The sequence below is a fragment of the Mycobacterium sp. genome, assembly GCF_049278535.1.
Classification (GTDB): Bacteria; Actinomycetota; Actinomycetes; order Mycobacteriales; family Mycobacteriaceae; genus Mycobacterium.
The window spans coordinates 1-11,286 of the sequence record NZ_JBAPMI010000165.1 but is presented as its reverse complement, the minus strand read 5'-3'; the positions used below and the strand labels follow the sequence as shown (position 1 = coordinate 11,286).

14 protein-coding genes and 1 pseudogene are annotated in these 11,286 nt (G+C 62.7%); 10 read left to right on the top strand and 5 right to left on the bottom strand.

The annotated features are described in order from the left end of the window. On the top strand, positions 1–218 hold a 218-nt coding region (locus WAO18_RS11055; protein WP_422206325.1), incomplete at its 5' end, for a hypothetical protein. Positions 219–229: 11 nt separating this feature from the next. After that, on the top strand, positions 230–1,066 hold the full coding sequence (locus WAO18_RS11050; protein WP_422206326.1) for a glycoside hydrolase family 16 protein: 837 nt from the start codon (positions 230–232) through the stop codon (positions 1,064–1,066). A 7-nt stretch (positions 1,067–1,073) separates the two neighbouring features. Here the strand turns inward: WAO18_RS11050 and WAO18_RS11045 are convergent, their stop codons facing one another. Continuing rightward, positions 1,074–2,609, bottom strand: coding sequence for a glycosyltransferase family 39 protein (locus WAO18_RS11045; RefSeq protein WP_422206324.1), 1,536 nt, complete (start codon positions 2,607–2,609; stop codon positions 1,074–1,076). A 27-nt stretch (positions 2,610–2,636) separates the two neighbouring features. On the opposite strand from WAO18_RS11045, the pseudogene WAO18_RS11040 reads away from it, so the two are divergent. Continuing rightward, a pseudogene (locus WAO18_RS11040) lies at positions 2,637–2,726 on the top strand (1,3-beta-glucanase); the annotation flags it as partial. Between the two features lie 30 nt (positions 2,727–2,756). Here the strand turns inward: WAO18_RS11040 and WAO18_RS11035 are convergent. Both WAO18_RS11035 and WAO18_RS11030 read right to left on the bottom strand, forming a co-directional pair. Further along, entirely contained in the window at positions 2,757–3,518 is a 762-nt protein-coding gene (locus tag WAO18_RS11035; protein ID WP_422206323.1) for a hypothetical protein, read from the bottom strand. 79 nt (positions 3,519–3,597) lie between these two features. Next, positions 3,598–4,194: a TetR/AcrR family transcriptional regulator gene (locus tag WAO18_RS11030; RefSeq protein ID WP_422206322.1), complete on the bottom strand. Its 597-nt coding sequence runs from the start codon at positions 4,192–4,194 to the stop codon at positions 3,598–3,600. Positions 4,195–4,430: 236 nt separating this feature from the next. Between WAO18_RS11030 and WAO18_RS11025 the strand changes: the two genes are divergently transcribed. From WAO18_RS11025 to WAO18_RS11010, 4 genes are read left to right on the top strand one after another with little or no spacing between them, the layout of a single operon-like run. Then, complete coding sequence (locus WAO18_RS11025; RefSeq protein ID WP_422206321.1) at positions 4,431–5,135, top strand: hypothetical protein; 705 nt, start codon at positions 4,431–4,433, stop codon at positions 5,133–5,135. After that, a complete protein-coding gene (locus tag WAO18_RS11020) occupies positions 5,132–5,938 on the top strand; it encodes a hypothetical protein (protein ID WP_422206320.1) in 807 nt (268 codons plus the stop codon). The genes WAO18_RS11025 and WAO18_RS11020 overlap by 4 nt, the downstream gene beginning before the upstream one ends. Then, entirely contained in the window at positions 5,935–6,534 is a 600-nt protein-coding gene (locus WAO18_RS11015; RefSeq protein WP_422206319.1) for a cytochrome c oxidase subunit 3, read from the top strand. Before WAO18_RS11020 ends, WAO18_RS11015 begins: the two co-directional genes overlap by 4 nt. 3 nt (positions 6,535–6,537) lie before the next feature. Further along, the gene (locus tag WAO18_RS11010) at positions 6,538–6,816 is read left to right on the top strand and encodes a cytochrome C oxidase subunit IV family protein (protein WP_422206318.1); all 279 of its coding nucleotides are present in this window, start codon (positions 6,538–6,540) and stop codon (positions 6,814–6,816) included. Positions 6,817–6,831: 15 nt separating this feature from the next. On the opposite strand, the gene WAO18_RS11005 is transcribed toward WAO18_RS11010, so the two are convergent. Further along, positions 6,832–7,938 (bottom strand): phosphotransferase family protein, encoded by a 1,107-nt coding sequence (locus tag WAO18_RS11005; protein WP_422206317.1) that lies wholly within the window; start codon positions 7,936–7,938, stop codon positions 6,832–6,834. Between the two features lie 90 nt (positions 7,939–8,028). Here WAO18_RS11005 and WAO18_RS11000 point away from each other — a divergent pair, with 90 nt between their 5' ends. From WAO18_RS11000 to WAO18_RS10990, 3 genes are read left to right on the top strand one after another with little or no spacing between them, the layout of a single operon-like run. Continuing rightward, the gene (locus WAO18_RS11000) at positions 8,029–8,466 is read left to right on the top strand and encodes a tautomerase family protein (protein WP_422206316.1); all 438 of its coding nucleotides are present in this window, start codon (positions 8,029–8,031) and stop codon (positions 8,464–8,466) included. 26 nt (positions 8,467–8,492) lie between these two features. Then, a complete protein-coding gene (locus WAO18_RS10995; RefSeq protein ID WP_422206315.1) occupies positions 8,493–9,488 on the top strand; it encodes an LLM class flavin-dependent oxidoreductase in 996 nt (331 codons plus the stop codon). Between the two features lie 16 nt (positions 9,489–9,504). Then, positions 9,505–9,849: a DoxX family protein gene (locus tag WAO18_RS10990; protein WP_422206314.1), complete on the top strand. Its 345-nt coding sequence runs from the start codon at positions 9,505–9,507 to the stop codon at positions 9,847–9,849. A 42-nt stretch (positions 9,850–9,891) separates the two neighbouring features. Here WAO18_RS10990 and WAO18_RS10985 read toward each other — a convergent pair whose 3' ends face one another. Further along, positions 9,892–11,055 carry an LLM class flavin-dependent oxidoreductase gene (locus WAO18_RS10985; RefSeq protein ID WP_422206313.1) on the bottom strand — a complete coding sequence of 388 codons (1,164 nt, stop codon included), beginning with the start codon at positions 11,053–11,055 and terminating at the stop codon, positions 9,892–9,894. Positions 11,056–11,286: the final 231 nt, after the last annotated feature.

Here is an 11,286-nt window from a genome sequence, read left to right as displayed (position 1 = left end):
CATGCCGACAGTCTGCCAAGGTCCGCGCACCGGTGTCGGGTCGGGGCAGCCGCGGGCGACTGCTCAAGCTGCAACCTTCACGTCCCGAGGAGAGGATCGCTGACGAATCGGCACAGGCCAGGTCGGCTGAAGTTGCTCAGGACCGGCCTTTTACCAGCGAAAACGCCGAATTCTGGTGTCACACCTGCATCCCGCAGGCCCTCTCCTATATCGTCTAGCTGTGCCGGAGATGAATCGACGCAACATGTTGTTGACGAGTGGGATGGGCATGCTTGCGGCCGCGGCCGCGGCCGCCGCCCTCGAGCCGGAAGCACACGCTAATCCGGGCCATGCAGCACCGCCGAACGCGCCGGCGGCGGGTCCGCCTGGTCCTTACCTTTTCCAAGACGAGTTCGACGGGCCGGCCGGCCAGGGCCCCGATCTGTCGAAGTGGACGATTCAGACCTGGCAGGACGACGTGTTCCCACCGGTCGACGGGATATACCGCACGCAGAACGTGTTTCTCGACGGCAACTCCAATCTGGTCCTGCAGGCCAGCCGGGAAAACGGTCAGTACTTCAGCGGCAAACTGCGTGGTAACTGGCGGGGCATGATCAACACCACCTGGGAGGCGCGGATCAAGCTCGACTGCCTGTTCCCGGGCCTATGGCCCTCCTTCTGGACCGTCAACGAGGATCCACTGCCGGACGGCGAGGTCGACATCTTCGAGTGGTACGGCAACGGCCAATGGGCCCCGGGTACCACGGTGCACGCGGCATCCAACGGGAAAACCTGGGAAGGCAAATCGATTCCGGGTATGGTTGACGGCGCTTGGCACAACTGGCAAATGCGTTGGGATACTGACGGTTTCAAATTCTCACGGGACGGTGCAGAGTACTTCAAGGTTCCGCCGAAGCCCATCCACGTCCATGGCGGTGCACCTGACGACTTCCGGTGGCCGTTCAACAATCCCGGCTACTGGATGTCTCCGATGTTCACGCTTGCGGTCGGCGGAGTTGGCGCCGGCGACCCCGCCCTGGGTACCTTTCCGTGCCAGATGCTCATCGACTACATCCGGGTCTGGTAGCAAAGAGTTATCGCGTCGCCTTGATCACCTGAACCAGGTTGAACTGCCAGCGCTCGACAAGCCGGAAGCCCAGGTCGTGTGGAACCGCGAAAGCCGGGGTTGCGCCGAAGCGTTCGCCCGGTGGGAGTATCGGCGCTTGCTCGTGATCGGGCCGCGTTGTGTCGGCCTGGGTAATGATCCATACGACGCCGCAGTGGCTTAACGGCTTGCTGACAACCTCCGGGATGAGGTTGGTGTCGAACACGTCGTTGCGGGCCGTTGCTCGTTGCCAGATGGTGAGATCGATCAGCTTCCGGTAGGCATCCGGGCGGGCTGCCATCAATGGGCGCATCGGAGCGGGCATGAACGTCACGGTGTCGTTCACGAGTAAGCAATCACCTGCCGCTGCCTTCGCTGTGATCAGGTCGGCGACTTGGCTGTAGTCCATACCGTATTTCGCGTATGGGCCCCGTTGCGCCGAAACATAATTCGGAGCTGCAGCGATTGCGAAGAGGCCGACGATAGCCGCCGCTGCCCATCGCATGACGGCCAACGCGCCGATGCAGACACCAAGGATCAGTGCGATCGCTGGTGCGGTGAAGCTTAGATAGCGCGGGGTGTAGATGGGATTAACGAATGCCGACCAGATGACGATCAAGGCGGTCGGTATCACCAGCCAACCAATTGCCAACGTCAACAGCTGGCGATCTGCCTCCGTTGGGCGCTTGGATGTGAAGAGCCACAACGTAATAGTGGTCGCTACCACTAGTGCCGCCAGAATCGCGAACAAGGGGCTTCGTTCGAAATACTGTTGAATTGCCACATCCTCGATCGTGCGGCGCCCAATCGGCGCGATCCAGCTGATCTGGTGCGCTTGGCTAATGGCCTCGACCAAAAATGGCGTTACTGCGCAACCCGTCACAACCGACGTCAGCGCGAATCGTGTTACCACTGTTCGGCTGCGCCGAAATACATAGATGAAAATGCCGTGGACGAAACACAACTGCAGGAGATACACGTCGACCAGGACTGATATTGCCAGGACAATCCCATAAGAGAGCCACACCCAACCGCTGTCACGACGCGCGGCATAGACGAGCAGTACCGTCAGCCAAACCGCCGCCAGCATCGAAAGGGCATACGGTCGAGCCTCGATGCCTGCCCATGTCGTCCGAGGCAAGATCGCGCACACGAGTCCGGCAACCAATGCGACAGTTCGCGACGAGAACTGCTTGCCCAGCACAACGATTCCGGCTGCGGCGCCTCCAACCGCCAAACCGCTTGGCACCCGCGACCAGAATTCCGTCGGCGGAAAAATTCTGAACCAGCCGTGCATGGTCATGTAGTACAGACCTTCGACGGCATCGACGTTGCCCAACATCCGCCACAACTGACTCAGAGAACGACTGTAGGAGGCCGAAATCGTGGCGGCCTCGTCGTACCAGAAAGACGGACGGCTTGCACCAGCCAGGCTCACGGTGGCGGCCAGCACTGCAACGATGAGCGGGTCGAGCCAACCTCGCGACGGTGTTGCGAACAGACGTCTGAAATACCCGCTGAACACGTCGCCATGGTGCCAGAAGCGTGGGGAGCTCCCGGCAAGGAGCCCTACTTCAGCGTTCCCCCCACCGGCATCGAGGACCTCAACGACCCGATCCGCAAATGGCCGTTCAACGATCCGGACTAGAACCTGTTCGGGTTTTCTGACGTCTCAGCGCCGCGACTGACGCACCTTGTACGTCGACGGCCACGAATGGCGTGTTTCGTCGCCGACCAGGGCCGTGCCCTTGCTTCCTACCTTGACGGCGTACGCCTCTTCGCCCGCGCCCACCTCGCGGTTGGCATGCTCTTGTGCCAAGTAGTACAGCTCGTCGATGGTGGCCTCGTGGTAGGCGACAAATGTCGTCTTCCGTTCGATGTCGCCCGCCGCGGCGATCAGCCAATCGGGCAGGAATCTGGTGGCGAGCGCGCCCAGGCCCAGCAGCGAGAACGGCGCCACCCGGTAGCAGATGTAGCTCAGGGGCGTCTTGGCGTCGACGATCGATGGAATCGACGACGACACCGTCATGCCGGCGAAGACGGCGATCCAGATCCAGGTCAGCCGCGAGGTGATCTGGCCGAACACGTCGCTGTTGACTATCGACGGCGGTTGGTTCGCTGCCGCGTACTCGTGCACGAACGACTTGCCTGACCCGGCACCGAGCAGGGCCACCAGCAGGATGCCCGCCATGCTCAGCGCTAGCGCCCACCGCTGCACGAACGACTGACTCGCCAGCAGGGTCAGCGCGGTCAGTATCAAGAAGGTTGCACCAGAACCGATTTCAAGCATCCGCCGGGGCGTCCGGGCGAGGTAGCCGATGACCAGCCCGGCAATCGCGATAGTGAAGGCGGCTAAAGCCGCGACAAGTAATGGTGTGTTGCCGACAAGGACCCAGTAGACGATCCACGGCGAGAAGCCAAACAAAATGCCCACGATCGGTCAGTGTATGGGCGCATGGATCTCCAGGAGAGCGTTGGGTAGCCGAGCGGCTGAGAAACTCCTCCGGGACTGTTCAGCGCTGCAGACTGCGCAGGGTGCTCTTCGCAAACTTCTTCAACACTTCGTCACGCCCGGCATCTGATTCTCTAGCGCTGATGAGCTGTGCATGAAGGCCGATGAGAAAGAACGCGGCGCTGTCGTATGCGTCGACGTCGTCGTAGAGCTCGCCGCGGATGCGCGCGCGCTCGATTTCGGCGGCAAGCAGTACGAATGTCGGATGTTGGGTCCAATTCTCGTCTTTGGGAGCCGCCGGCGAGAAATATAGGCTGATGACGTCGCGGAACAGAGCTGCACCCCAACGGGTTTCGAGCTCTAGAACGAGTCTGATGATCTCGTTCAGTACCGCCGGCAGGTCGCGGCGGTGGTCGAGAAATCGGCTCAGCTCTTCGGCGAGGTAATCCTCGTCCCGTCGGATCAATTCGAGCAGGACGTGTTCCTTGGTGGGAAAGTGGAAATAAAAGGTGCTGCGGGCAACTCCCGCGGCTTCGACGATCGCGTTGATATCTGCCGAGTTCGCTCCGGCGCGCTGGAACTCTACGATGGCGGCATCGAGCACCCGCGCACGCGTTTTCCGTCGCTGTGCTTCGCGACCCGTCGCAGTGTCTGGCACTCCCCTATTCTGCAGTATCAGAGCGACTCGCTGACATATGTCACTAGAAATCGTCTGCCCCGGCTGAGCTGAGCGCAGCGAGCTGCGGCGATTATCTGCCGCCTGGCCCGTATCTCAGACACAGCGGGTGGGACCAATCCGGCGAGAAGCGGCTGACTTACCTCGCAGATTTCGTTGTCATTTGTCAGCGAACGTGCTAGGTCTAGAACCACACGGTTGAGGCAGGGACGGCATCGATGAACACCAGGGGTCAACGCATCCTGTTATGGACGGCGCCTCCGGCGGTGGCATTGTTCGCGCTTGCCTATCTGATGTTTCCGGTGTTCTCACCGCCGCTGTCGCCAACCTTGACGCCCGACCAGGTGGCCGCGTTCTTCCGGGGAAACACGACAGGGATCCTCGGTGTGGCGATCCTGTGCAACCTCATTGCGTGCTCTTTGGTTCCACTGTTCGCGGTAACCGCCGTGCAAATCTCCCGAATCGCCACATCGAGCACAGTCCTGACGTATGCGTACCTCATCTGCGTCGGCGTCGGGACAACGGCGTTCATCCTGGCCGACTATTGCTGGGGAATGGCCGCGTTCCGGCCGGAGCGGGACCCGCAACTGACCAGTCTGCTCAACGACATGGCCTGGTTCTTCTTCATCGCGCCGGTCGGCACCATCATGGTGCAGAACCTGTGTTTCGCGCTCAGCATCTACCTCGACAACCGTACACATCCGATCTTTCCGCGCTGGGCCGCGCACTTCAACGTCGCAACAGTTGCGCTGCTGGCCCCAAGTGCTTTCTCGATTCTGTGCAAAACGGGGCCGCTCGCATGGAACGGTGCACTGTCATTCACGTTGCGGCTGACGACATTTGCGGTCTACATCGTGGTGATGTTCGTGGTCCTGCGGCGTGCCGTCAACCATCAGGGTGACGATCGAGTGGCTCTCGCATGAGCGACAGCGTGGCGACGGCTCCCCGGTCCGAGGCCGAACAGGCAAAGTCGTGGCGCACGAATCGCAAACTCGATCAGTGGATTGCATTTTGGAGCGTGCCATTCTTCTTCAACCTGTTCGGGCTGGTGTTCGTGCCGCTGAGCTGGATGATGCCGCCGCGGTCGCCGAGCAGTCCGACACCGCGCATCGTCGACTTCATGCACTCCCACAACCTGCTGGTCGCGTGCGTGATCCTGACGCTGGCCTACGGCCTGGCGCCGGTGTCGAACGCCTGCTATCTCATGCAGGTCAAGCGAATGTCGGTCAGCCCTGCATTTCGCTACTCGATGATGATCGGCGCCATTACCGGCGCCATCGTCGGCATGCTCTTCCCGATGTTTTGCTTTGGCCTCGGCGCATTCCGCCCTGGCTACAGCCCGGCCGTCTTGACGATGCTCTACGACTTCGGCTACCTGGCGTTCATCGGCTCACTGGGCTGCTTCTGCGTCATGTGGATGGCCTTTGGCCTTGCCATCATTCTGGACGAAAACAACATCCTGCCGAAATGGCTGGGCTACTACACGATTTGGCAATACGTGACCGAGCTGATGGCCGCCCCGGTCTGGATCACCAAAACGGGACCGTTCGCCTGGAACGGCTTGATGACCTTTTGGTTCGCTATGACGCTTTACGTCTCGTGGCAGATCATCGTGTACGTCTTCATCTTCAAGGCGATCAAGAGCCAACCCGCGGCCGAGCTCGGCAATGCCCCGCCTGAGCTACCTCCTGGCGTCCTCGATGTCCCGTCGAGGACGAGCGCATGACCGACGTTGCTCAAGACGTCCATCAGTCTGAAGGCGCTGCCCGCGCACGCGGTCATGTCCCCGGCGCATCGAGCATGTGGTTTTTCGTCATCGGCGACCTGCTCATTTTCGGCGTCTATTTCGTCGGCTACATGTACTTCCGAGGCCAGAATCACGAGCTGTTCCTCGCCAGCCAGGCTCGGCTGAATCTGGACATCGGCGCCGTCAATACCGTTGTGCTGCTCACAAGTTCACTCTTCGTAGCCCTGGGCACCGCAGCGGCGCGCGCCGGCAACGCAGCCGCCGGGCTTCGCGCCTTCTGGATTGCACTGGCCTTTGGCGCTGCCTTTCCACTGCTCAAGATGTTCGAGTGGATCCCCGAGATCAGCGCCGGTCTGACGCCGGGAAAAAACTTGTTCTTCATGTACTACTACGTGATGACCGGGATGCATCTGTGCCACGTCGTTTTAGGCCTGGTCATTATGTGCTTCGTCATCCGGAACCTGAAAACATCCAAGCCGCCACGGATCTCGTTCGTCGAAACAGGCGCGACCTACTGGCACATGGTCGACGTCTTGTGGCTGGTCCTGTTCGCCCTGCTCTACTTGATGAGGTAGGTCATGACGTCATTGATCCGCAATCCGCTGACAATCGTGTGGGTCCTGCTCACGGCGGTGACCATAGCGTCATCGTTGATCGCCCTCGACGGCGGAGCCTCCCACCAAATCAACACCACGGTCACGACCGTCGTCTTGCTGATTGCGGCGGTCAAAGCGCACGTGGTGATCCGGCATTTCATGGAGGTCCGGCACGCACCTGTCTGGCTCAAGGCCACCACGAGCGGATGGGTACTCGGGCTGTTCGCGCTGTTGCTGGGCTTCTACTTCGCCAGCCTGTAACTATCCGAAAGTTGTTCAGGCGGTGATCTTTTGCGCCAGGTTCCAGGCAGCCTCAGCCATGCCGCGATAGCGCTCGCGGTATTCGTCGGTGCCAGCGCGCGAATCGGCCGCGTTGCCTTCGACGCCGCGCCGCCAAACCCCGGCGGTGATCGAGGCCAGCCGGAACATCGAGAACACCACGAAAACGTCGAGCGAGTCGCGAATCTCACGGCCGGCGTGCGCACAGTAGCTGTCCAGGAATGCCTGTTGGCTGGGAATTCCGGTGCCCGTGAGGTCTTCGCCGAGGACGCCGCTTCTGCCGCCGGGTCCGCCCGGCACGTGATAAGTCACGCAGAAGTAACCGAGGTCAGCCAGCGGATTACCGATCGTCGACAGCTCCCAGTCCAGCACCGCGACTACCCGCGGCTCGGTCGGGTGCAGCAAGACGTTGCCCAGCCGATAGTCACCATGCGCGATGCACGGTGGCGCGTCGTCGGGCGGCAGGTGCTCGGGAAGCCACGCCGCCAACCGATCCATCGCCGGCATGTCCTCCATGCTCGCGGCCTCCCACTGGCGAGTCCAGAGCGCCACCTGGCGTTGCATATAACCCTCGGGGCGGCCGAAGCCCTCGAGTCCGACGGCGCGCCAATCCACCCGGTGCAGCGCCGCGAGCACACGAGCGAGGTCCTCGTACACAGCGGCTCGGTGTGCGGGGGTTTCCTCGCGCATGACCCGGTCCGGAAAGACTCGTCCCGGAACGTGATTCATCACGAAAAATGTTGTACCGAGGATGGATTCGTCATCGCACAGCAACTGCATGCGTGGCACTGGCACGTCAGTGTCGGCCAGCGCGGCCATGACGCGGTGCTCGCGTTCCACTTCGTGCGCCCGGGGCAACAGTTTGCCGGGTGGCTTTTTTCGCAGCACGTAGTCGCCACCGGTGGTTTGCAGGTGAAACGTGGGATTGCTCTGGCCGCCCTGAAATTGTCGAACCTGCAGTTGGCCGTCGAATCCGGGCAGCCGGCCGCGCAGGTACCGGGCCAGCGCAGCTTCGTCGAAACGATGCGCAGGCAGCACCGGCACCAGCTCGGCCATTCCCGCCATCCGCAACCCCTTGTCGATACGCTCCTGATCGTTGAGCATCCACTCAACCGCGTTTGCCAAAACCCTACCGAGGAGCAATAAAGCGATGGCCCGTTTCGTCCCTGACGACGCTGTGAGGAGGTCCGGGCGATGCCGATGATCGATCTAACCTACGTGCGTGGCTCATTGGATCAGGAGGCGCTAAAACGTCTGACCGACGAACTCGTCACCGCATTGTTGCGTGCCGAAAGAGCGCCGGACACACCGTTTCTGCGTGACAACACCGTGGTGTATCTGCACGAGCTGGATCCCGCCGCCCAATCGGTCGGCGGACGCGGCGAGGGCGCGCCCCGATTTCGGGTGGAGACGACGGTGTTCGACGGCGCACTGACGAAAGACCGCAAGGAGCAACTTGCGGCCGACGTGCACGCAGCGGTGTGTGCGGCCGCGGGAATCGAGCCCGATGGCGACCGAGCGTTTCACATCTGGACGCTGATTCATGAAATCCCCGAGGGCAATTGGGCCGGTGGCGGCAAGGTCATCTACTACCGGCAGGTCAAAGGTCTGGTCGCCGACGACGCACCTTAGTCACAGGCCTCAGTTAGTGTCCGGGTATGGACATCTCTTGTGCGTTCGCAACCTCATCGGACACCCCGGCGCACGTGGAACTGGCTGAATCACTCGGCTACCGGCGAGCGTGGCTCTACGACTCCCCTGCGCTGTATCCCGACGTGTGGATGGTCCTGACGCGATGCGCCGAACGTACGTCGCGCATCGGCCTCGGCCCCGGTGTGCTCGTTCCCAGCCTGCGGCACCCGATGGTCAACGCGGCCGCCATCGCCGAGCTTGTCGACCAGGCGCCGGGCCGCGTCGCGGTGGCCATCGGATCGGGATTCACCGGGCGGTTTTCGTTGGGTAAGCGGCCGATGCCGTGGCGGCAGGTCGCCGAATATGTCCGCTGTCTGAAGGCGCTGCTGGCCGGCGAGACCGCCGAATGGGACGGCGCCAAAATCCGGATGATGCACCCGCCGGGATTCGGGGCCGCGCGGCCGATCACCGTGCCGATCCTGATCGGCGCTGACGGACCGAAGGGCCTGGCCGTGGCGGCCGAACTCGGCGACGGCGTGTTCTCGGCGGCCGTGCCGCAGCCCGATGCCGTCAACGCCGCCGAATGGCGGGCGTTGCTGTCCTTTGGTTCGGTGCTCGACGAGGGTGAGGAGTTGACCTCTCCGCGGGTCGTCGACGCCGTGGCCCCCGGAGCGGTGGTGATGTATCACGCCATGTACGAGCGCGGCGGCGCCGCGGTCGTCGACGCGCTACCGGGCGGGAGTGGGTGGCGTGAGGCGGTCGAGGCCCACCCGGAGGACGAACGACATCTCGCCATCCACGAAGGTCACCTGGTGAAAGCCAACCCGCGGGACGAGCCGTACGTTGCCGACCTCATTCCGATAGCCAGTGCCGCGGCGCTGACCGGCACCTCGGAGCAGGTCGCGGCGCGGATGCATGACCTTGCATCGGTCGGGGTCACCGAAGTCGCCTATCAGCCAGCGGGATCCGACATCGAGCGCGAGCTGCGCGCCTTCGCATCGGCCACCGGCATCGCGGGCTGAGGACTACGGTGTAGCGATGATCGCCAAAGTAGTCGTGACGGCCTTGCTTGCGGTGCTGATGGGATTCGCCGGATCGATCAAGCTTCTCGGGGTAAAGCAGTCGTTGGAGGCCCGCGATCATCTCGGCGTCAACCCGATGCAGTGGCGGGTGATCGGGACGCTCGAGCTCGCCGGTGTCGCCGGCATTCTGGCGGGCCTGTCGTGGCCGCCGATCGGCATCGCCGCTGCCGTCGGACTGGCTCTACTTCTGTTGGGCGCCATCGGTTTCCACGTAAAGGCATCCGACAGCGCATCTGACTCAGCGCCGGCGGTGATCGGGCTGGGCCTGGCCGTCGCGACCGCCATCCTGCAGTCGATGTAGTCAGCGTCGTTGCCGGAACTCGCCGGCTGACGCCGAAGCCGGCTATTTCGAGTCGATTTCGTCCTGATACTTCTTGGTCATATGTGCGACGGCATCGTTCTGCGACTGCGCAAGGCCTTCTCGCACCTCGCTGGCACGCGTGGCGGCATCCAGTGTCGGTTGCGCCTGACCCTGAAAGTGTGGCATCACTTCGGCGGCGAATAATTCGGCCGACCGTTTGGTCGCCGCCGGGTTCGCCCATTCGTGGCCCATCTGCAGCATGCAGCCGAAACCGCCGGACTGGTCCCACATTCGCTGCACCTGTTCCCGCGCTCGCTCCGGCGTGCCGATCACCCCGGCGCCGTTGTCATTGATGACGTCGATCATCTCGTCGATCTGCTCGCCCGGCATGGTCATCTGCGGGAACGCGGCGACCTTCTGGAAATACCGGAACCACGGCTCGAGACCGAATTTCACGTCCTCGCGTGCCTGCTTCTCGGTTTCGGCGACGTGGAACGGACCGACCAGGCTCCAGTTCTTGCGATCGACCGTGGTGCCATAGACCGCCGCGCGCTCTTCGACGATGTCCCAGTGGTACTGCAATGCGTTGAAGCCCTCGATCGTCAGCGTCGCCCCGATGGACAGCAGGCCGATGCCGTGCTTGCCGGCCAGTCGCGCACCCGTCGGCGAGGCGACCGCGGCCACCGCCAGCGGGACACCGCCATCGGAGTACGGGGCAAGCTGCAAACGCGCGTTGTGCAAATCGTGTGTTGGAGTTTTCGCCGAGACTGTCTCTCCGCGCAGCAGCCGCACGAGGATGTCGAGGTTGGTGTCCAACAACTCTCGGGTGTCGGTCGGCGTCAGCCCGATCATCGACGAGTCGCTGGGCAGTGAGCCCGGCCCGACCCCGCCGATCACCCGGCCGTGGGTGAGGTGATCCAGCATCATCAACCGGTCGGCGACCCATAGTGGGTTGTGGTACGCGAGGGAGATGACCCCGGTACACAACTTGATCCACTTGGTCCGTTCCGCGGCGGCCGCGATGAAAATCTCCGGCGAGGCGATGATCTCGCTGCCGGCAGAGTGATGCTCGCCGATCCACGCCTCGTCGAAGCCCAGCGCGTCGAGGTGTTCGACGAATTCGAGATCTCGCCGCATGGCTAACGTCGGATTGGTTCCTGCACGGTGAAACGGTGCGATGAAGTACCCAAACCTGAGCCTGGCCATGTGCGGTCCCCTAGCAGTCGAGTTGCCCAGACCCTAAACCGCGCACGGGTTGAGGGAAAAGATCTTGGGGCCTCGAATCTGCAAAGAGTTTCCGGGCAACGCGGGTCGCGGTCAGCCGCCGCCGCAACCCACTCCGGGAATGCAGCCGCCGCCGCCACCCGGTCCGCCGCTGCCACCGCCAACGCCCGGGATGCTGCCGCCACCGCCGCCGGGACCGCCGCCACCGGTCGG

Bases quoted from the DNA above. Each gene is read 5' to 3' on its own strand.
- WAO18_RS11025 (WP_422206321.1), top strand. From the start codon at position 4,431: ATGAACACCAGGGGTCAACGCATCCTGTTATGGACGGCGCCTCCGGCG.
- WAO18_RS11010 (WP_422206318.1), top strand. From the start codon at position 6,538: ATGACGTCATTGATCCGCAATCCGCTGACAATCGTGTGGGTCCTGCTC.
- WAO18_RS10995 (WP_422206315.1), top strand. From the start codon at position 8,493: ATGGACATCTCTTGTGCGTTCGCAACCTCATCGGACACCCCGGCGCAC.
- WAO18_RS10985 (WP_422206313.1), bottom strand. From the start codon at position 11,055: ATGGCCAGGCTCAGGTTTGGGTACTTCATCGCACCGTTTCACCGTGCA.
- WAO18_RS11005 (WP_422206317.1), bottom strand. From the start codon at position 7,938: ATGCTCAACGATCAGGAGCGTATCGACAAGGGGTTGCGGATGGCGGGA.
- WAO18_RS10990 (WP_422206314.1), top strand. From the start codon at position 9,505: ATGATCGCCAAAGTAGTCGTGACGGCCTTGCTTGCGGTGCTGATGGGA.
- WAO18_RS11050 (WP_422206326.1), top strand. From the start codon at position 230: ATGAATCGACGCAACATGTTGTTGACGAGTGGGATGGGCATGCTTGCG.
- WAO18_RS11000 (WP_422206316.1), top strand. From the start codon at position 8,029: ATGCCGATGATCGATCTAACCTACGTGCGTGGCTCATTGGATCAGGAG.
- WAO18_RS11015 (WP_422206319.1), top strand. From the start codon at position 5,935: ATGACCGACGTTGCTCAAGACGTCCATCAGTCTGAAGGCGCTGCCCGC.
- WAO18_RS11020 (WP_422206320.1), top strand. From the start codon at position 5,132: ATGAGCGACAGCGTGGCGACGGCTCCCCGGTCCGAGGCCGAACAGGCA.